This is a genomic window from Rubellimicrobium rubrum, assembly GCF_006152115.1.
GTDB classification, from domain to species: domain Bacteria; phylum Pseudomonadota; class Alphaproteobacteria; order Rhodobacterales; family Rhodobacteraceae; genus Rubellimicrobium; species Rubellimicrobium rubrum.
Genome location: NZ_VDFU01000007.1, coordinates 88,841 through 107,468 on the forward strand (window position 1 = coordinate 88,841; position 18,628 = coordinate 107,468).

17 protein-coding genes are annotated in these 18,628 nt (G+C 65.3%); 10 read left to right on the forward strand and 7 right to left on the reverse strand.

Going from position 1 to position 18,628, the window contains the following annotated elements; all coding sequences use genetic code 11:
- Nucleotides 1-2: 2 nt before the first annotated feature.
- Nucleotides 3-1,235 carry an MFS transporter gene (locus FHG66_RS08120; RefSeq protein ID WP_139076250.1) on the forward strand — a complete coding sequence of 411 codons (1,233 nt, stop codon included), beginning with the start codon at nucleotides 3-5 and terminating at the stop codon, nucleotides 1,233-1,235.
- A gap of 5 nt (nucleotides 1,236-1,240) precedes the next feature.
- Here the strand turns inward: FHG66_RS08120 and FHG66_RS08125 are convergent, their stop codons facing one another.
- The 3 genes from FHG66_RS08125 to cysS are packed head-to-tail and all read right to left on the reverse strand — an operon-like array spanning nucleotide 1,241 to nucleotide 5,033.
- Nucleotides 1,241-2,002, reverse strand: a complete 762-nt coding sequence (locus FHG66_RS08125; RefSeq protein ID WP_139076251.1) for a squalene/phytoene synthase family protein — start codon at nucleotides 2,000-2,002, stop codon at nucleotides 1,241-1,243.
- Nucleotides 1,999-3,627 carry a citramalate synthase gene (gene cimA, locus FHG66_RS08130; protein ID WP_139076252.1) on the reverse strand — a complete coding sequence of 543 codons (1,629 nt, stop codon included), beginning with the start codon at nucleotides 3,625-3,627 and terminating at the stop codon, nucleotides 1,999-2,001. The genes FHG66_RS08125 and cimA overlap by 4 nt, the downstream gene beginning before the upstream one ends.
- A complete protein-coding gene (gene cysS / locus FHG66_RS08135) occupies nucleotides 3,624-5,033 on the reverse strand; it encodes a cysteine--tRNA ligase (RefSeq protein ID WP_139076253.1) in 1,410 nt (469 codons plus the stop codon). The genes cimA and cysS overlap by 4 nt, the downstream gene beginning before the upstream one ends.
- 224 nt (nucleotides 5,034-5,257) lie before the next feature.
- Between cysS and FHG66_RS08140 the strand changes: the two genes are divergently transcribed.
- Both FHG66_RS08140 and FHG66_RS08145 read left to right on the forward strand, forming a co-directional pair.
- Nucleotides 5,258-5,512, forward strand: a complete 255-nt coding sequence (locus FHG66_RS08140; protein ID WP_139076254.1) for a hypothetical protein — start codon at nucleotides 5,258-5,260, stop codon at nucleotides 5,510-5,512.
- A gap of 32 nt (nucleotides 5,513-5,544) precedes the next feature.
- Nucleotides 5,545-6,762 (forward strand): pyridoxal phosphate-dependent aminotransferase, encoded by a 1,218-nt coding sequence (locus tag FHG66_RS08145; RefSeq protein ID WP_139076255.1) that lies wholly within the window; start codon nucleotides 5,545-5,547, stop codon nucleotides 6,760-6,762.
- A gap of 107 nt (nucleotides 6,763-6,869) precedes the next feature.
- Here the strand turns inward: FHG66_RS08145 and FHG66_RS08150 are convergent, their stop codons facing one another.
- Nucleotides 6,870-7,994: an anhydro-N-acetylmuramic acid kinase gene (locus FHG66_RS08150; RefSeq protein ID WP_139076256.1), complete on the reverse strand. Its 1,125-nt coding sequence runs from the start codon at nucleotides 7,992-7,994 to the stop codon at nucleotides 6,870-6,872.
- A gap of 62 nt (nucleotides 7,995-8,056) precedes the next feature.
- On the opposite strand from FHG66_RS08150, the gene tyrS reads away from it, so the two are divergent.
- Nucleotides 8,057-9,304: a tyrosine--tRNA ligase gene (tyrS, locus tag FHG66_RS08155; protein WP_139076257.1), complete on the forward strand. Its 1,248-nt coding sequence runs from the start codon at nucleotides 8,057-8,059 to the stop codon at nucleotides 9,302-9,304.
- 16 nt (nucleotides 9,305-9,320) lie between these two features.
- Here the strand turns inward: tyrS and FHG66_RS21520 are convergent, their stop codons facing one another.
- Entirely contained in the window at nucleotides 9,321-9,458 is a 138-nt protein-coding gene (locus FHG66_RS21520; RefSeq protein ID WP_176556167.1) for a hypothetical protein, read from the reverse strand.
- 47 nt (nucleotides 9,459-9,505) lie between these two features.
- Between FHG66_RS21520 and FHG66_RS08160 the strand changes: the two genes are divergently transcribed.
- The 6 genes from FHG66_RS08160 to FHG66_RS08185 all read left to right on the forward strand — a co-directional run bounded on the left by FHG66_RS08160 (nucleotide 9,506) and on the right by FHG66_RS08185 (nucleotide 13,930).
- Entirely contained in the window at nucleotides 9,506-10,354 is an 849-nt protein-coding gene (locus FHG66_RS08160; RefSeq protein WP_139076258.1) for a GNAT family N-acetyltransferase, read from the forward strand.
- A 36-nt stretch (nucleotides 10,355-10,390) separates the two neighbouring features.
- Nucleotides 10,391-10,813, forward strand: coding sequence for a Fur family transcriptional regulator (locus FHG66_RS08165; protein WP_139076259.1), 423 nt, complete (start codon nucleotides 10,391-10,393; stop codon nucleotides 10,811-10,813).
- The gene (locus FHG66_RS08170) at nucleotides 10,810-11,712 is read left to right on the forward strand and encodes a DMT family transporter (RefSeq protein ID WP_139076260.1); all 903 of its coding nucleotides are present in this window, start codon (nucleotides 10,810-10,812) and stop codon (nucleotides 11,710-11,712) included. The genes FHG66_RS08165 and FHG66_RS08170 overlap by 4 nt, the downstream gene beginning before the upstream one ends.
- Before the next feature lie 44 nt (nucleotides 11,713-11,756).
- Complete coding sequence (gene eno / locus FHG66_RS08175; protein ID WP_139076261.1) at nucleotides 11,757-13,031, forward strand: phosphopyruvate hydratase; 1,275 nt, start codon at nucleotides 11,757-11,759, stop codon at nucleotides 13,029-13,031.
- Between the two features lie 252 nt (nucleotides 13,032-13,283).
- Nucleotides 13,284-13,691, forward strand: coding sequence for a cupin domain-containing protein (locus FHG66_RS08180; protein WP_139076354.1), 408 nt, complete (start codon nucleotides 13,284-13,286; stop codon nucleotides 13,689-13,691).
- A complete protein-coding gene (locus FHG66_RS08185) occupies nucleotides 13,688-13,930 on the forward strand; it encodes a sulfurtransferase TusA family protein (protein ID WP_139076262.1) in 243 nt (80 codons plus the stop codon). The genes FHG66_RS08180 and FHG66_RS08185 overlap by 4 nt, the downstream gene beginning before the upstream one ends.
- A gap of 37 nt (nucleotides 13,931-13,967) precedes the next feature.
- Here the strand turns inward: FHG66_RS08185 and FHG66_RS08190 are convergent, their stop codons facing one another.
- A complete protein-coding gene (locus FHG66_RS08190) occupies nucleotides 13,968-16,877 on the reverse strand; it encodes an Rne/Rng family ribonuclease (RefSeq protein ID WP_139076263.1) in 2,910 nt (969 codons plus the stop codon).
- Nucleotides 16,878-17,277: 400 nt separating this feature from the next.
- Nucleotides 17,278-18,612 carry a sigma-54-dependent transcriptional regulator gene (locus FHG66_RS08195; protein ID WP_139076264.1) on the reverse strand — a complete coding sequence of 445 codons (1,335 nt, stop codon included), beginning with the start codon at nucleotides 18,610-18,612 and terminating at the stop codon, nucleotides 17,278-17,280.
- Between the last annotated feature and the right edge of the window lie 16 nt (nucleotides 18,613-18,628).

Below are 18,628 nucleotides of genomic sequence, written 5' to 3' on the forward strand. Positions count from 1 at the left end.
CCATGACCGATCATGCCGCGACCGACCTGCCCCTGCCGGATGACCGGCGCGCCCGACGCAATGTGCTTGTCCTCGTGGCGGCGCAGGCAATCCTGGGCAGTCAGGTCACCATGGTCTTTGTCGTGGGCGGCTTGGCCGGAAACATGCTGGCACCGATCCACTGCTTGGCCACCCTGCCAATTTCGATGATCGTGGCCGGCGCGATGCTGTCCGCGCCATGGCTGTCGGGGTTCATGCAACGGCATGGGCGCCGCGCAGGCTTCTTCGTCGGCGCAACGGGAGGGTTCCTTGGCTCCGGCCTCGCGGCACTGGGATTGTCCCTGGGCAGCTTTCCCGTTTTCCTGGCAGGGAGCTTTCTCACCGGCACATACATGGCCGCACAGGGCTTTTATCGCTTCGCTGCGACCGATGCGGCCTCGGACGCCTTCAAGCCCAAGGCCATCTCCTGGGTGATGGCGGGGGGGCTGGTCTCGGCGCTGACCGGCCCGCAACTCGTCAAGTTCACGAACGACCTCTTCGCCGTGCCTTTCCTGGGAACCTATCTTGCCGCGATGGCGGTGACGCTGGCGGGCGCTTGGGTCTTTCTCCTGCTCGACCTCCCGAGCCCCGCCCGGACCACATCCCAGCCCCTCAAAGGCCCATCGTGGGGAGAGTTGCTTTCCCGTCCGGCCGTCCTTGTGGCCGTCATCTGTGCCATGGTGTCCTATGCCCTGATGAACCTCGTGATGACGTCCACCCCTTTGGCCATCGTGGGATGCGGGTTCTCCCCCAACCACGCGGCGGATGTGATCTCGGCCCATGTTCTTGCGATGTTCGTGCCGTCGTTCTTCACGGGTCATCTGATCGCCCGCTTCGGCGCACAGCGCATCGTGATGGCGGGCCTTGCGATCCTCGGGATTGCGGGTGGCGTAGGTCTTTCGGGGGTGGAGCTTACCAACTTCTTTGGAACGCTCGTCCTGCTAGGCCTCGGCTGGAACTTCGGCTTCATCGGTGCGACCGCGATGCTGACCTCGGCTCATGCTCCGGCCGAACGCGGCCGGGTCCAAGGGATGAACGACGCCATCGTCATGGGATGCGTGACCGTGGCGTCGCTGGCCTCGGGAGGCTTGATGAACTGTGTCGGCGGCAGCGCGGCCGAGGGTTGGCGGCTCGTGAACCTTGCAATGGCACCGTTTATCGTCCTGGCGGGCGGGGCGTTGATCTGGCTGGCCATGCGCCCCAGAGCCGCGCGCTGAGCGCTTTACCAGCTTCCTTTCAGGGTTACCCAAAGCAGCCTCGAACTCTTGGCGACCTCGGCCAGTGAGAGCCGCCCCTCAAGCACGGCCTCCGGATCGCGCTTCGCCCTGAACAGAAACGTCCCGGCCAGGGACGCCGCGCGCAAAGCGGGGATGCCGGGGCCAAAACGCATGCGTCGCGCTTGCGCCAAGACGGACAGCCCATCCTCTGCCAAGGCCCGGATTGCGGGCAGGCTCTCATCGACGAGCCCACGCCCAGTGGCTGCCAGTTCTGGAAGAGCTTGCAGCCAAGCCGAAAGCCCGGCGGCGTAGCCAGCCTGTAGAACGGCGTCCCGGTGGACCGAAGGTTCGCCCAAGGCTGCGGCTGAGGCCCAGAGAAGATTGCCCGCCGTGCCTTCCAAATAGGCGCGGAGGTCGTCGGGTCGGAAAGGCTCCGCCTCAATGTCGCGTCGTCGCGCCTGGACGATGGCGTCGAGCGTCGCGGGGTCCAGCCTGCCCTCGCGGATAAGCGCGCCCAGTGGACCCGCGACCTCATGGGCTGGAGGGGGGTCGCCGGCGGCCGAGGTTTCCACCACGTCCCGCCACCACTGCAGGCGCATCTCGGCCAACATGGGCTCCCGGGTCACCCAAGGCGCCCGGGCCACCTCCAGATTGAAGGCGAACAGCGGGAACAGCACCCGCCGCGCGGTTGGAGGGGCCGCCATCGCGACGCGGAAACGGTCCGGGTCGCCACGCTCGACCAGCGCCGCGCAGGCTTCAAAGGTCATGCGGGCACCGGCGCGCCGTCGCGGACCAGTTTCCAGGTGATCGCGTCCACTAGGGCATCGAAGCTGGCATCGATTATGTTCGCGGACACGCCCACGGTCGTCCACTGACGCCCCTGCCCGTCCTCGCTGTCAATGACGACGCGGGTCACAGCCTCGGTGCCGCCATCGGTGATCCGCACCGCGAAATCCGTCAGGCGAAGGTCGTCGATATAGGCCTGGAGCTCACCAAGGTCGGCGGCCAAGGCACGGGACAGTGCGTTGACCGGCCCGGCATCGGGCTCGGTGGCGGCATGGGCGTTCTCGTAGAAGCTGGTGATGCGCTTCGGTCCGATCTGGATCGTCACCACGGCTTCAGACACGGTGACGACCTGCCCCTTGGCGTTCCGTCGACGCTCCGAGATCACCCGGTAACGATCCACGTCGAAGTAGCGTGGCAGCAGGCCCAGCTCACGGCGGGCGAGCAGTTCGAAGCTCGCCTGCGCGGTGTCGTAGGCATAGCCCCGGGCCTCCCTTTCCTTGACCGAGTCCAGGATGCGGCCAAGGCGCGGATCACCGGGCTCCACATCCAGCCCTGCCTCGCGCAGGCGTTGGCGGAGGTTGGACTGGCCCGCCTGGTTGGACATGGGAACGATCCGTTCGTTGCCCACGGTCGCGGGGTCCACATGCTCGTAGGTCGTGGGATCCTTGGCGATGGCGCTCGCGTGGAGCCCGGCCTTGTGGGCAAAGGCCGAGTGGCCGACATATGGGGCCTGCTTGGCCGGCACGCGATTCAGGATGTCGTCAAGCGTACGGGATGCCCTCAGCAACCCTTTCAGGGCGTCCTCCGACACTCCGGTCCGAAGATCGGACGCGAAAGGCTCCTTCAGCAGAAGTGTAGGGATGATGGTCGTCAGGTTCGCGTTCCCACAGCGCTCGCCCAAGCCGTTCAGCGTGCCCTGGATCTGACGAGCGCCGGCCTCGACAGCGGCCAGAGAGTTGGAGACGGCCTGCCCCGTGTCGTCATGAGTATGGATGCCGATGTTGTCACCCGGAATGCCGGAGGCGATAGCAGCCTCGACCGTCCTGCGGATCTCGTTCGGGAGGGTTCCGCCGTTGGTGTCGCACAGGACGACCCAGCGCGCGCCTTCGGAGTAGGCTGCGTGGAGGCAGGCCAGGGCATAAGCCGGATCGGCGCGATACCCGTCGAAGAAGTGCTCGGCATCGAAGATCGCCTCGCGCCCCTTCTCCCGGACATGGGCAAAGGAAGCGCTGATGTTGTCCAAGTTCTCGTCCAGTGGAATGCCAAGGGCGGTCCGGACATGGAAAACGTGGCTCTTGCCGACGAGGCAAATGGATGGCGTGCCCGCGTTCAGCACCGCGGCCAAGACATCGTCGTTGGCGGCGGACCGGCCCGACCGCTTGGTCATGCCAAAGGCCGTCATGGTGGCGCGCGTCTGCGGCGCTGCGTCGAAGAAGTCCGAATCGGTAGGATTCGCTCCGGGCCAGCCGCCTTCGATATGGTCCACACCCAGCGCATCCAGCATCTGCGCGATGCGCACCTTCTCAGTTGTGGAGAACTGAACGCCCTGGGTCTGCTGACCGTCGCGGAGGGTCGTGTCATAAAGGTAAAGCCGGGAGGTGGTCATCGTGTTTCCGCCCTCTCATGGCCTGGAATGGCCCAGAGCGCGCCAGCATCGAAGCGGGAAGTGGGCCTGAGTTCGATTGCGTCGCGGGACATGCGAACCTCGATGCCGGCTTCGGCCAGGGCGAGTTTCAGCCTGTCGGCCTGAGAAAAGTCCTTGCTGACCTTGGCTTCGTCGCGAGCACGGATCAGAGTGGCTTCAAGTTGATGCAGCAGTTCCCGGTCACCGGGTTCCAAGCCGTCCTGCTGCTCCCAGCCGCCCGCCTCCTCGGTCAGAAGACCGATGAACTGTGCGCTTCGCAGCAGCGTCCGGTAGTCGCCCGCATTCGCGAGGTCGTGGAGTTCCGCCATCGCCTGAGGCGTGTTCAGGTCGTCGGCCAAGGCATTGAGGACCGGCGCATGGAGATCGCCAGCCACGAGGTCCCTGGTCCTGTCCCGCCATTTTCGGAGGGTAGCCTCTGCGTCCTGTCGCTTCCTCTCGGTCCAGTCCATCGGCTTTCCGTAATGCGTCCCAAGAAGGACGAAGCGGATCACCTCCCCCGGAATGCCTTGTTGCAGCAGGTCGCGGACGGTGAAGAAGTTGCCCAGCGATTTGGACATCTTTCGGCCTTCCACCTGCAGCATCTCGTTGTGCATCCACACCCGGGCAAACCCTGCGCCCGGATCGGCGGAGCAGGATTGCGCGATCTCGTTTTCGTGGTGCGGAAATTGCAGGTCCAGTCCGCCACCGTGGATGTCGAAGCTCGTCCCCAGCAGCTCGCGCGCCATGGCCGAGCATTCGATGTGCCAGCCGGGGCGGCCGCGCCCCCAAGGAGAGTCCCAACCGGGTAGGGTGTAGTCCGAAGGCTTCCAAAGGACAAAGTCGAGCGGGTCTTCCTTGAAGGGTGCGACCTCCACGCGGGCCCCGGCCATCATGTCATCGACGGACCGGCCGGATAGTGCGCCATAGTCCGTGTAGCTGCGGACCCGGAACAGCACGTGGCCCGCAGCCTCGTAGGCGTGCCCCTTGGCGATCAACTCCTCGATCATCCCGACCATGGCACCGATCCACTCGGTCGCCCGGGGCGCCGAGGTGGGTCGGAGGGCAACGACGGCGTCCATGTCATCGTGATACCAGCCGATCGTCTCGTCGGTGATGTCGCGGATGGGGCGGCCGGTCTCCGCCGCCCGGGCGTTGATCTTGTCATCGAGGTCGGTGAAGTTGCGGACATAGGTCACATGATCCGCCCCGTACACATGCCGCAGCAGGCGGAACAGGACGTCGAAGACGACCACGGGCCGTGCATTTCCCAGATGCGCACGGTCGTAGACCGTTGGCCCGCAGACATACATGCGGACGTTCTTGGGATCCAAGGGCTCGAACACCTCCTTGCGGCGGGTTCTGGTGTTGGTCAGGCGGATCGTCGTCATGGTCGCCTCGCGCAGGTTTTGGCCCGCGGGCGCCTCTCGATCTCACCAGGGAAGTGCGACGATGTTGCCCGCGTGACGTGTGTCAGCAGGTAATGAGGCAACGGATGATGATGCCACTGGTCGTCATGGCCGTTCCATAACAGCGCACCCGCCCGGCGTCCACGCAATTCCTCTGGACGCCGGGTCGCAGCGCCCCATCCTTCTTCGGCATGAGCCGCGAAACCGTGAACCTGATCTGCGCCGAGCTGCCCGGAACCGAAAAGGTCGCGGGATCTGGCGATAGGGACGTGTGGACCCTGGCGCACAAGCCGTTCGCCCGTCTGGGCAAGACGATCGAGGTCCTTGACCACGGTTCGTGGTCAACCGTGACCCCATTGTCCGACCATGACCTGCGAGAGCGGATCGTGGCCGCCTACGAGGACGTTCGCCGCTCTTTGCCGGGCGATGTGCAGGTCACGCTCGACCGCACGAGCGGTTGACAAGCCGAAGCGGCTCCAGCACTGCCCGGCCCATGGCTACAGCATCGAACCGCATCAGGCGCATCACCGGCGACGGCTCGGACGGATGGGACCTGTTCTATCGCGCCAAGGACCTGATCCGCCAAGGCGTTCCTGTCACCGAACTCACCATCGGCGAGCACGACATCAAGACCGACACCTCCATCTTGGACGCCATGCACGCTGCGGCCAAGGCTGGACATACGGGCTATGCGTCGATCCCTGGCATCCCGGAACTACGGGCCGCGGTGGCCAAACGTGCCGAGCGCCTGACGGGCGTCTCTACCGGCCCCGAGAACGTCATCGTCACGCCGGGCGGTCAGGCGGCCCTTTTTGCCGTTCATCAGTTCGTAGGCGATCCAGGGGACCGGGCGCTGCACATCGATCCCTACTATCCAACCTATCCCGGCACGATCCGCGCTGCCGGTCTTCAGCCATCGTCGGTGACCGCGCGAGCCGAAGCCGGTTTCGAACCTCTGGAGGATGATCTGGAGGCCGCAGCAGCGGGCGCGCGGTCGGTGCTGGTCAATTCCCCCAACAACCCGACTGGCGTAGTCTATTCCGAAGCGACGCTTGCCGGGATCGGCCGTGTCGCAGAGCGGCACGATCTTTGGATCGTCTCGGACGAAGTCTACGACAGCCAAATCTGGAGCGGTCAGCACCTATCGCCACGCGCTCTGCCCGGCCTTGCAGAGCGAACCCTTGTGATCGGGTCCCTGTCCAAAAGCCATGCCATGACCGGCAGCCGCCTGGGTTGGGTGATCGGTCCGGCACCAGCCATCGACCTGCTCTGGGATCTGTCCACGGTGTCGAACTACGGCATCCCCGGTTTCATCCAGGACGCGGGCGTCTTCGCCCTCGCCCAAGGACCGGACTACGAGACCCGTATCGCAGAGCCGTTCAGACGGCGGCGCGAGATCACCCAGCGTGTCTTGGCAGGTCAGAAGACCGTGCGGGCGGCCCCTCAGAACGGCGCGATGTATGCCATGCTCGACATTCGGGCGACCGGTCTTTCCGGCGAGGCCTTTGCCACTCGCCTCCTGGACGGAGAACGAATCGCCGTCCTGCCCGGCGAAAGCTTCGGATCGGCGTCCCGGGGTCACGTGCGCCTGGCCATGACCATCGAGGACAGCGCCTACGAGGATGCCCTTCGGCGGTTGATGGATCTTGCCGCGCGCCTCAGGAGGGAGGCCGACTTGGCGGACCGACACGTCCCCGCTCAGGTCGGCTGATCGGGGCGCCTGCTTCCGTCCTGTCGCGTGCGCCCTGGCCAGGCACGTTCGATTCAGACGGTAGACGCCGTGCTGGTCGCCGCCCAGCAAACCAAGGAATCGTCGACTCAAAGAGCCCTTCCCGATCCAGCCGACCTCGTCGACATTTCGGGCTGGCTGACGATCCCGCCAACGAGTGGCGCTCCGACTCCGGTCGTTCCTGGGGCAGAGGTCGGCAAGCCTCGGAGAACCCGCACGGCCAGGAACGCAAAGGCCTGCGCTTCCAGCATGTCGCCGTCGAGGCCATGCGCCTCGACGGGCTCGACAGCGCACCGGGCTTCCTTGGCGATCCACCGCATAAGCGTCGTGTTGTGCCGTCCGCCGCCTGTCACCAGTAGGCGTGTCGGCGCTGTCGGGCAGTGCAGCAGGCCCTGCCCTACGGCACGCGCCGAACAAGCGGTCAGGGTCGCAACCGCATCGGCATCCGGCAGGTTCTCGACCGCTCGCCCCAAGGCCGCAAACTGATCGCGATCAAGGGATTTGGGTGGCTGCCGCGCGAAGAACGGGAGTGCCAGGAAGGCGTTCACGATGCTCTCATCGACGCGACCGGCATCCGCCAGTCCGCCGCCCTCGTCCCGGGCGACGCCCCGACGCCGCAACATCAGATCGTCCATCAGGGCATTCGCGGGGCCGGTGTCAAATGCAATGAGAGCCCCATCCTCCTCCGGCCGTTCGCGGCGAGGATCCACCCAAGTCAGGTTCCCCACGCCACCAAGGTTGAGCACGGCAAGAGGCTCGGAGGCACCGATCCAGCGGGTCAGCGCGAAATGGTAAAATGGCGCGAGCGGGGCTCCCTCACCGCCCTTCCGAACGTCCTCGCTCCGGAAGTCCCAGACGACGGGCCGGTGCAGCACCTGGGCAAGCCGGGTCCCGTCGCCGACTTGGAGTGTCCCGCGCCCGCGTGGCTCGTGCGCCAGGGTTTGGCCGTGGAAGCCGATCAGGTCCACCTCGGCGAAGCCTGAAAGGATCTCGGCATGAACATCCTCGACCACGCGCGTCGCGGCATCGACCTCGGGTCCGTTCCAGCGTCCGAGGGCAGAGCGCAGGATGGCGCGTTCCTCGGAAGAGTACGGCCGATAGCCTGCGGGGCCAAAGCCTTCGATCCGCTCGCCGTCGGTTCGGAGCACCGCGGCGTCCACGCCGTCTAGCGACGTTCCCGACATCGCGCCAAGCGCGGTCACCACCTCCGACATCGCTTTTCCTCGGCTCTGCTGCGGCCTATAGACTGCCGCGACCTTTGCAAGGGAACAAGGCCATGACACATCAGCCCAAGTCCGACTTTCTTAGCGTGCTGATCGAGCGTGGCTATTATGCCGACTGCACGAACCTCGAGACGCTCGACAAGGCGTTGCTGGATGGTGTCGTGCCGGCCTACATCGGCTACGACGCGACTGCCGCATCGCTCCATGTCGGGCACCTCATGAACATCATGGTGCTCCGCTGGCTGCAGAAGACCGGCGGCAAGCCGATCACGCTCATGGGGGGCGGCACGACCAAGGTGGGCGACCCGTCCTTCCGGTCCGAAGAGCGCCCTCTGCTGACGCCCGATCAGATCGACCGCAACATTCAGGGGTTCAAGGGGGTCTTCGACAGGCTCATCGCCTATGGCGACGGGCCGACTGACGCTCTCATGCTCAACAACGCCGAATGGTTGGACCAACTCAACTACCTCGACTTCCTGCGGGACATCGGGCGGCACTTCTCGGTCAACCGCATGCTGAGTTTCGAGAGCGTGAAGTCCCGCCTCGACCGCGAGCAGTCGCTGTCGTTTCTGGAGTTCAACTACATGATCCTCCAGGCCTACGACTTTCTGGAGCTGAACCGCCGCTACGGATGCCTGCTCCAGATGGGCGGCTCGGACCAGTGGGGCAACATCGTCAACGGGATCGACCTGACCCGCCGGGTGGACGGGACCGAGATCTTCGGCTTGACGACTCCGCTGCTGACGACCTCGGACGGCCGTAAGATGGGCAAGAGCCAGGGCGGGGCCGTGTGGCTGAACGGCGAGATGCTGAGCCCTTACGAGTTCTGGCAGTTCTGGCGCAACACGACGGACGCCGACGTGGAACGCTTTCTCAAGCTCTACACGGAGTTGCCCGTCCGGGAATGCGAGCGGCTAGGCAACCTGGGAGGAGCAGAGATCAATCTGGCCAAGATTGTCCTCGCGAACGAGGTGACGACGCTGCTTCACGGCGCGGACGCCGCCAAGGCGGCCGAGCGCACGGCGCGGGAGGTGTTCGAGTCGGGCGGCGTGGGCGACGACCTGCCCACCATCGTCGTCAGTTCGGCCCAAGTGGAGGCGGGCCTCGCCAACACGGCGCTGTTCGTGCAGGCGGGCCTTGCAGCCTCGGGAAAAGAGGCCAAGCGCCTGTTTTCTGAACGGGGCGCCCGCATCAACGACGAGGTCGTAACGGAATCCCGCCTCCTGACCGTCGACGAGGTGCAGGCCGGCTTGAAGCTCACCGCCGGTAAGAAGCGCCATGTGCTGGTGCGTTTGGGCTGACGCGGCGGCTCGGGGGCTACAGGCACCAACCTATTAGTCCGATCACCACGCCCCCGGGCACCGCGATCACGATGGCGAGGAGCGCCGCCCCCAGACGGGTGAGACGTGCGGACGGCGCGGTCACGCCCATCACGGTGAAAGCTGACGGTTTCATGGAGCCGTTAACCACGGATTAGGTTTCCATGGTGTTAAACAGTTGGGATGAGCCCCCTGCCCCTGCAGCAGCATCCTCGCTTTGCCAAGGCCCTAATATCCCTCGGCCAGAAGGTGGATATGGCGGATCTGTCCGGAGCCGGACACGCCCAGGTCATCCGTCGCACCGTGCCGATCTTGGGCGAGATCGGCTATGTGCCTCGCGGTCCGATCTGGGAGATCAGTGATCCCGGACTCCGACGAGCGGCCCTGTCCCGGCTCTCTGACCAAGGGGTGCGGATGGTCGATGCCGAGAGCTGCTGCCCGTCCCTGCTTGGCTCAGGCTTCCGCCAGGTGGTCACACCGACGCATGTCGCGGAACTTTCCCTGTCGGAAACTCCGAAATCAAGGCGGCACGGAGTGGCACCCAAATGGCGCGGCAGTCTGAAAGTGGCCGAGAGATCGAACCTGCGCGTCGTATGGGAGTCGTTCGACGGCGACCCATCGCACTGGCTCTTGCGCCAAGAGGCCGCCATGCGAGCCCGTAGGCGCTACCGCGCTCTTCCTCTCACGGTCGCCTGCGCCTTTGCCAAGGCTAATCCAAATTCGGGCCGGATTTTTGCAGCCTGGGCCGCCGACGAGCCGGTCGCTGGGATGCTATTCCTGCTGCACCCCCCGGTTGCGACTTATCACATCGGCTGGAGCGGTGATCGGGGCCGTGCTCTGTCAGCGCATCATCTTCTCCTGATGCGGGCCGCCGACGACCTGGCGGCCGAAGGATACATCCGGCTCGATCTGGGGACCGTCGACACCGAGGCCAGTCCGGGCTTGGCCCGGTTCAAGATCGGCGCCGGTGCGACGGTCCGCGCTCTTGGAGGAAGCTGGCTGCGGCTTCCCTTCGCTGGCACGAGGGGCTAAGCGGCACCAAGACGCGACCCGGACAAAAGGCCCGCCATGCCCCAGTCGATCCTCGACCGCTGCGAGGCCCAAGGCCTGAGGCTGACCGACCAGCGCCGGACCATCGCGCGCGTGCTGGAACAGTCCGAAGACCACCCTGACGTCGAGGAACTTCATGCCCGCGCCGTCAAGGAGGATTCGCGGATTTCGATCGCCACGGTGTATCGGACAGTCAAGCTGTTCGAAGAGGCCGGCATCCTAGAGCGGCACGAGTTCCTTGATGGGCGCGCGCGTTACGAGACGGCCGACCGCGACCATCATGACCATCTGATCGACCTCAGCACGGGCGAGGTCATCGAATTCGTCGATCCCGACATCGAGGAGTTGCAGGAGCGGATCGCCCAGAAGCTGGGCTACCGGCTGGTGGGACATCGGCTGGAGCTCTACGGCATGCCTGCGACCCGGAAGCCGCGCGAATGACCGCGAACCAGCGCGGCATCGTCCTCATGGTGGGAGGCATGGCCGGCTTTGCCCTTGAGGACATGTTCATCAAGCTCCTGGCCGCCCGGCTGCCGGTCGGCGAGATCCTCCTGGCCCTCGGGGTTTCCGGGGCCATCGTCTTTGGCCTGGTCGCCCGGCGTCGTGGGCTGCGGTTCTGGGCGCCGCAGTTCTTCCACCCCGCAGTCCTGGGCCGCAACCTGAGCGAGATGCTCGGCACGTTCGGCTATGTTTTGGCCATCGCGCTCTCGCCGCTGACCACTGCCACGGCGATCTTCCAAGCCACTCCGCTGGCCGTGACCATGGGAGCGGCGCTTTTCCTTGGCGAGTCCGTAGGATGGCGGCGCTGGATCGCCATTCTGGTGGGGTTCGCCGGCGTCATGATGGTCGTCCGGCCGGGGTCCGAAGCCTTCGTCCCTGCCTCGGCCTTTGCCCTGCTGGCTGTCGTCGGTCTGGGTGGTCGCGATCTGTTCACGCGCCGCATTCCCCAGGCGATCGACTCGATGCTGCTCGTGGCCTGGGGCTTTGCGGCCGTGGGTGTTGTGGGTGCAGTCGAACTGGCAGTCACAGGAGGCGCGGCGGTTCCGACAGGGCCCGAGACGGCTTGGTTCCTTGGGGCCCTGGTGACAGGCGCGGTGGGCTACTGGGCCTTGACTGAGGCGATGCGGGCCGGGGAAATCTCGGTCATCACCCCCTTCCGCTACACCCGCCTGCTGTTCGCCCTTCTGGTCGGAATCACCGTGTTCTCCGAGCGGCCCGATGGGTGGACCCTGGGTGGCGCGCTCCTGATCGTCGGCTCGGGCATCTACAGTCTTCTGCGCGAGCGGCAGCGCGCCCGCAGCGCGCGCGAAAGTCTTTCCCCGGCGCCAGCCGCGCGCTAGGGACTGCCCAACCGCAACGCCCCCGCATCGAAAAGGGACTGCCCATGAGCACGATCATCGACATCCACGCCCGCGAGATCCTCGATAGCCGCGGCAATCCGACCGTGGAGGTCGATGTGACCCTGGAAGACGGAACCACGGGACGCGCCGCAGTGCCCTCGGGCGCCTCGACCGGCGCACACGAGGCCGTGGAGAAGCGGGACGGCGACAAGGCCCGCTACAAGGGCAAGGGCGTCCTTGAAGCCGTGGCCGCCGTCAACGGCGAGATCGCCGAAGCCGTGATCGGGCTGGACGCGACAGAGCAGGCCGGCATTGACGCCATGATGATCGAGATGGACGGAACGCCCAACAAGGGCCGCCTTGGCGCCAATGCCATCCTTGGCGTCTCGCTGGCGGTGGCCAAGGCTGCGGCCGACTTCACCTCTCAGCCGCTCTATCGCTATGTGGGTGGGACGGCCGCCCGCATCCTGCCCGTACCGATGATGAACATCATCAACGGTGGCCAGCATGCCGACAACCCGATCGACATTCAGGAATTCATGATTATGCCCGTGTCGGCGGAGAACATCCGCGATGCCGTGCGCATGGGCTCCGAGGTCTTCCACACCCTGAAGAAGGAACTGCACGACCAGGGCCTGGCTACCGGCGTCGGCGACGAAGGCGGCTTCGCACCCGGCCTCAACTCGGCGCGCGAGGCTTTGGACGTCATCCTCCGTGCGATCGAGAAGGCAGGGTATCAGCCTGGCCAGGACATCCACCTCGCACTCGATTGCGCGGCCACCGAGTACCACAAGAACGGCAAGTACGAGATGGTGGGAGAAGGCAAGTCGCTCTCCTCCGAAGAGAACGTCCGGTTCCTCGAAGGGCTCGTGGCCGACTATCCGCTGATCTCCATCGAAGACGGCATGGGCGAGGATGATTGGGACGGCTGGGCGATGCTGACCCAAGCCCTGGGCGACAAGGTCCAGCTCGTGGGTGACGACCTTTTCGTGACCAATCCTAGCCGGCTGAAGGACGGCATCGCCCAGGGCGTGGCCAACTCGCTCCTCGTGAAGGTCAACCAGATCGGCACGCTGAGCGAGACCCTCAAGGCGGTCGATATGGCCCACCGCGCCCGCTACACCTGTGTGATGTCCCACCGGTCCGGCGAGACCGAGGACGCCACCATCGCCGACCTCGCCGTGGCGACCAACTGCGGGCAGATCAAGACCGGCTCGCTGTCACGGTCGGACCGCTTGGCCAAGTACAACCAGCTCATCCGCATAGAGGAGATGCTGGGCGATATGGCCGAGTACGCGGGCCGCTCGATCCTGCGGTAAGCAGCCTGCTCCTGAGAGGGATCAGATCCCTGCCCCTCTGTGGCCTCGCAATGATGCGAGGCCGCTTGCGAAACGACGAACCGTCTTCGCTGGGTCGTGCAACAGTCCTCGCAGACGTCCTGTTCGGACAGGACGCCTGGTCGGACCACGAACCTGCCGGAATCCCGGTTGCGGGAGTCCGGAAAGCCTCACTCCTTACGAAACAAGCGGCGCTGGAGAGTGATCGTGACAGATCCGGAACGCATCATCGCCATGCTCGACCTCCGGCCGCATCCCGAAGGGGGCTGGTATCGACAGACCTGGGTAGCGGAGGCCGAACCAGGGGACCGTCCAGCAGGCACCTGCATCTACTTCCTGTTGCAGCGGGGCGAACGAAGCCACTGGCACCGTGTGGATGCAGCCGAGATCTGGCACTACTACGCCGGAGCGCCGCTCGTGCTGTCCGCCTCAGTCTCGACAGATGGTCCGGCGGTGGAGCGGATTCTCGGACCCGATCTCTTCAACGGGCAGTCACCCCAAAGCGTCGTGTCCCCTGGATGGTGGCAGGCCGCGCGAAGTTTCGGCGACTGGACCCTGGCCGGCTGCACCGTCAGCCCGGGGTTTCGATTCGAAGGGTTCGAACTCGCGGCACCCGGTTTTGATATAAAGAGGTCGCCATGATCCCCGATCGCGAAGTTGACGCTCGGGGTCTGATCTGCCCGCTTCCCGTCCTCCGGGCCAGAAAGGTCCTCCTTGGCATGACGTCGGGCCACGTGCTGCGCCTGCTGGCCGACGATCCGATGGCCGCGATCGACCTGCCGCATTTCTGCGCCGAAACCGGTCACGATTATCTAGGTCAGACCTTGGAGGACGGAGTTCAGGTTCACCTGATCCGGCGTGGTCCAGCCCAGAAAGCTTAAGGGCCCCGTCTCGCGACAGGGCCCTTCTCGTTATTGGTCAGCGGGCCCACCAGCCACGCCGCTTGGGCCGTTCAGCCTGAGAGCCGGCCCCGTCCGCAGGAGCATCTCTGCCTTCCAGCTGACCCCCTTGAACAATCTGCTCGAATTGCTCGCGGGCCTCTTGGGCCGTTGCGGGCGCATCGCCAGCCGGAACTGGAACGTCGAGCGCCGGTTCGTCGTCCAGAGCCACGGCTGCATCCACTGCATCGTCCGGGTCAGCAGGAGGGGGCGTCGGGACATCCACCTGCTCTGTGACCGCTGCTCCGGCACGGGGACGACGCGCCCGAGCAGGCTTGGCCGGCTTGGGTGCCTCTTCCTTGGTAGGCGTGGCAACGGGGGCAGCGTCGGGAGAAGCTGCGTCCGCCTTGCGGGCACGGCTTCGCCGCTTCGGGGCCGGTTCCGCCGGCTCGACGTCGACCGGCTTGGGCTCCTCGGCCGCCTTACGGCGCGTGCGCCGCTTCGGAGCAGGCTGCGGTTCGGCACCGACCTCTTCGGTCGCGGCAACTGGCTCTTCGACCGGAACGGCCGCTGGTTGAGCCTCGGGGGCCAGATCCGCAACGCTCTCGACCGGCTGCTGTGGGGCTACAGGTTCAGGTTGCTCAACAGCTTCGGCCAATGCCGCAGGAGCGTCGTCGGCTTCCTCGGCCTCCTCGCCGTCATCACCCTCTTCGTCGTCCGCCTCCTCGGTGTCGGACTCCGCACCCGTGAGTTCGACACGGTCGCCGTTCCGCCGCCGGCGCCGGCGCCGCCGCTTCTTCCGCGGCCGATCATCCTCGGACACGACAGCCTCCGCAGTGACGTCGGCGGCTTCGCTCTCGACGGCCTCGGCCTCGGTCTCCACCTCGCCGAGGTCGCCTGCCTCGGTCAGGCCCTCTTCCTCGGTGAACTCCTCCTCGTCAGGCATGAGGGCGGCAGAACCGGCCATGACAATGGCCTGCGGTTCCGGAACCGCACGGGTCGCGGTCTTGAACTTCTCGATCGCGAAATCCGGTGAGATCAGGCGGCCGTCGGCCTCGACGCGCACGGCCATGGCATAGCGCTGCTCGATCCCGGCGATGTGTTCCCGCTTGTGGTTCATGAGGTAGTTGGCGATGCCCACCGGAACGCGGACCAGAACCTCCTTGGTCCGGCCGCGGACGCCCTCCTCATCGAGTTGACGAAGGATCGCGAGTGCCACGCTATCGTCCGAGCGGAGATGGCCGGTCCCGTGGCAGTGCGGGCACGGCTGGGTCGTCGATTCCAGCATCCCCGGACGCAGCCGTTGACGGGACATCTCCAGCAGGCCGAAGCCCGAAATGCGGCCCACCTGGATGCGGGCGCGATCGGTCTTGAGCTTGTCCTTGAAGCGCTTCTCGACGGATGCGTTGTTCTTGCGCTCCTCCATGTCGATGAAGTCGATCACGATGAGCCCAGCAAGATCGCGAAGCCGAAGCTGGCGCGCCACCTCGTCGGCAGCCTCGAGGTTGGTCTTCAGAGCCGTCTGCTCAATGGACCCTTCCTTGGTCGCCCGACCCGAGTTCACGTCGATCGCAACCAAGGCCTCGGTGACGCCGATGACGATGTACCCGCCCGATGGAAGCTGAACGACGGGGTTGAACATCGAAGCCAGGTAGCTCTCGACCTGATAACGCGCGAACAGAGGCATCGGGTCGCGGTAATGCACCACCTCCTGCACTTGGGTAGGAAGGATCATGCGCATGAACTCGCGCGCGTTCCGATGCCCTTCGGCCCCTTCCACGATGACCTCGTCGATCTCATTGGAGTAAAGATCCCGGATCGAGCGCTTGATGATGTCGCCTTCCTCGTAGATCTTCGACGGCGCGATGGAACGCAGCGTCAACTCGCGGATCTGCTCCCAAAGGCGCTGCAGGTAATCGTAGTCCCGCTTGATCTCGGCCTTGGTGCGCTGGCTGCCGGCCGTGCGGATGATCAGGCCCGCTCCTTCCGGCACGTCCAGTTCGGCCGCGATCTCCTTGAGCTTCTTGCGGTCGACGGCGTTGGTGATCTTACGAGAGATGCCACCTCCTCGGGCGGTGTTCGGCATCAGGACGCAGTAGCGGCCCGCCAAGGATAGATAGGTGGTCAGAGCTGCGCCCTTGTTGCCACGCTCTTCCTTGACGACCTGGACCAGCATGATCTGCCGGACCTTGATGACCTCCTGGATCTTGTAACGCCGGACGCGAGAGGTCTTGCGGGCCGGACGAAGGTCCAGATGATCCTCCTCCTCGGCCACGACCTCGATCGTTTCGTCTTTCTCGACGACCTCGACGCCATCCTCTTCGGATGCTTCTTCGGTGTCAGACGCTTCACCGACGGCCGGCGCGCTGCCAAAGGCTGGGACCTCGACGGGCGTGTCCTGCACGGCGAGCATCGGGGACAAGCCTTCCGCGCCCTCCGAACCCTCCTCGACCGTCAGGTCGATGGTTTCCATCCCTGCGGGATCCAGGCCTGACTCGCGAGTCGCGACAGCATCCCCTTCGCCTTCGCAGCTAAGAGGCTTGGAGCGGCCACGTCCACGGACCCTCTGGCGCCGCCCGTCCCGCCGCCGGTCCGCGCCACGGTCGTCGGCCTTGGCTTCGACGCTTTCGTCAGAGGACTCTTCCTCCTCGCTCTGCTCGGCGAGGGCGCGCTCTTCGGCGAGCAGCGCCTGGCGATCCGCCACGGGGATCTGGTAGTAGTCCGGGTGGATTTCGGCGAAAGCGAGGAAACCGTGCCTGTTTCCGCCGTAATCTACGAAAGCGGCCTGCAGCGAGGGCTCTACCCGCGTGACCTTGGCGAGGTAGACGTTGCCGGCAATCTGGCGCTTGGACGCGGACTCGAAATCGAAATCCTCGACGCGGTTGCCGTCCACCACCACGACCCGAGTCTCCTCGGGGTGGGTGGCATCGATGAGCATTTTCTTGGCCATTTGATCCTGCATGCGCGACCTGGCGGCGCCCACTGAGGGGCGCTTGGGGGTCGGTCATGTCCATGGTTGGCGACGGCGCGCATGAAAGCGGGGCCAAGATCCCTCGGGACCCGACCCTGCCAACCTTCATCAAGCGCGCGCAACATCGCGGGTTCTTCTCCGACGCCGCAGGGATCCGCGGCGCCCGTTTCACGACCCCTTGACGCTGCCCGTAGGCCGCGCGGCTGGGGATCTCAGTCAGGCCAAGGCGGCCCAGTCCAGTCCGAATCATCCGTGGCCGACATGGACCACTTGGCGGAGACCCGGAAATCCTTTGACGGCGCGCCCAAGACCGAGCGCATCCGTTCCCACCTTCATAGCGAAGGCGGGGCGGGATGCACAATGCCCTACGTCATGCCTGTCAGAGGTAGTCCGACCGGCTCAGGTTGTACTTGGCCATCTTCTCGTTGAGGGTGCGCCGGGGAAGGCATAGCTCCTCCATGACGGCGACGATGGAGCCCTTGTGCCGGCGCATGGTGTTGTCGATCAGCATTCGCTCGAAGGCTTCCACGAACTCCTTGAGCGGCTTGCCTTCGGTGGTCATGGCGGGCTTGGCGGAGTCGTCCGTGTCGGCCATAAGCAGTGAGGCGATGGTGCCGGTCCCGCGCCGGTTCTGGAGGACCGCGCGCTCCGCCACATTGATCAGTTGCCGCACGTTCCCGGGCCAGGGTGCCTGCAGCAGTTGTGCCGCTTCCTGCGCCGAGATCTCGGGCGTGTCGCAGCCATACTCTTCAGCGAACTGCTCGCTCAGACGGGTGAACAGGGTCAGGATGTCCTCGCCACGCTGGCGCAGGGGAGGGACTGTGATTCGAAGGGCCGCCAACCGATAGAACAGATCCGGCCGCAAGACCGATTCGCAGGTCTTCCCCTCGTCCTGCAGGTTGCAGATCGCGATGATGCGGGTCTCGGCCGGACTGCCCTGGTCGTTGATGGCCGTGAGGAGCCGTGCCTGCAGCGGTCCTGACAAGGCCTCGACATCCTCGAGAACCAGGGTTCCTCCCCTGGCCTCCTCGACCGCCGGCATGGGCTCATCCTGCTGCGGTGGGCCGAAAAGTCGCCGTGAGAGCGTATCGTCGTCATAGGCTGAGCAGCTCAGCAGGACGAACTTTCGTGACGAGCGGGCGCTGACCGCATGAAGGGCATGCGCGACAAGCGTCTTGCCGGTCCCCGTCTCGCCCTCGATGAGGATGTGGCCCTCGGCCTGCCCGAGATCGAGTATGTCCTCACGCAGCCGCTCCATCGTCGGGGACGCCCCGATAAGCTTGCGCATGAGCGCGTCCTTGTCCGACAACTCGCGGCGCAGGGCGCGCGAGTCCAGGGCGAGCCGCCGGGCCTGCGTCGCCTTCTTCGCCAACTCCGTCATTCGATCGGGATTGAAGGGCTTCTCGAGAAAGTCGAACGCCCCCACACGCATCGCCTCCACCGCCATCGGCACGTCGCCATGACCGGTGATCATGATGACCGGGAGCGTGGAGTCGACGCTCTTAAGTTTGCGGAGAAATTGCATGCCGTCCATCCCCGGCATCCGCACGTCGCTGACCACGATCCCCGGATAGTCTGCGTTGATCCCCTTCAGGGCATCCTCGGCAGAGCCGTAGGTCTCGGTGTCGAACCCCGAAAGGGCCAGCCACTGACTGATGGACTGTCGCATGTCCTTCTCGTCATCGACGATCGCGATTTTCATGGTCTTGGACATTCACGGTCCTTCCTAA

Excerpts from the sequence above, each read along its gene's own strand:
- FHG66_RS08120 (WP_139076250.1), top strand. The coding sequence starts at position 3 with ATGACCGATCATGCCGCGACCGACCTGCCCCTGCCGGATGACCGGCGC.
- FHG66_RS08125 (WP_139076251.1), bottom strand. The coding sequence starts at position 2,002 with ATGACCTTTGAAGCCTGCGCGGCGCTGGTCGAGCGTGGCGACCCGGAC.
- cimA (WP_139076252.1), bottom strand. The coding sequence starts at position 3,627 with ATGACCACCTCCCGGCTTTACCTTTATGACACGACCCTCCGCGACGGT.
- cysS (WP_139076253.1), bottom strand. The coding sequence starts at position 5,033 with ATGACGACGATCCGCCTGACCAACACCAGAACCCGCCGCAAGGAGGTG.
- FHG66_RS08145 (WP_139076255.1), top strand. The coding sequence starts at position 5,545 with ATGGCTACAGCATCGAACCGCATCAGGCGCATCACCGGCGACGGCTCG.
- FHG66_RS08150 (WP_139076256.1), bottom strand. The coding sequence starts at position 7,994 with ATGTCGGAGGTGGTGACCGCGCTTGGCGCGATGTCGGGAACGTCGCTA.
- tyrS (WP_139076257.1), top strand. The coding sequence starts at position 8,057 with ATGACACATCAGCCCAAGTCCGACTTTCTTAGCGTGCTGATCGAGCGT.
- FHG66_RS21520 (WP_176556167.1), bottom strand. The coding sequence starts at position 9,458 with ATGAAACCGTCAGCTTTCACCGTGATGGGCGTGACCGCGCCGTCCGCA.
- FHG66_RS08160 (WP_139076258.1), top strand. The coding sequence starts at position 9,506 with ATGAGCCCCCTGCCCCTGCAGCAGCATCCTCGCTTTGCCAAGGCCCTA.
- FHG66_RS08165 (WP_139076259.1), top strand. The coding sequence starts at position 10,391 with ATGCCCCAGTCGATCCTCGACCGCTGCGAGGCCCAAGGCCTGAGGCTG.
- FHG66_RS08170 (WP_139076260.1), top strand. The coding sequence starts at position 10,810 with ATGACCGCGAACCAGCGCGGCATCGTCCTCATGGTGGGAGGCATGGCC.
- eno (WP_139076261.1), top strand. The coding sequence starts at position 11,757 with ATGAGCACGATCATCGACATCCACGCCCGCGAGATCCTCGATAGCCGC.
- FHG66_RS08180 (WP_139076354.1), top strand. The coding sequence starts at position 13,284 with ATGCTCGACCTCCGGCCGCATCCCGAAGGGGGCTGGTATCGACAGACC.
- FHG66_RS08185 (WP_139076262.1), top strand. The coding sequence starts at position 13,688 with ATGATCCCCGATCGCGAAGTTGACGCTCGGGGTCTGATCTGCCCGCTT.
- FHG66_RS08190 (WP_139076263.1), bottom strand. The coding sequence starts at position 16,877 with ATGGCCAAGAAAATGCTCATCGATGCCACCCACCCCGAGGAGACTCGG.
- FHG66_RS08195 (WP_139076264.1), bottom strand. The coding sequence starts at position 18,612 with ATGTCCAAGACCATGAAAATCGCGATCGTCGATGACGAGAAGGACATG.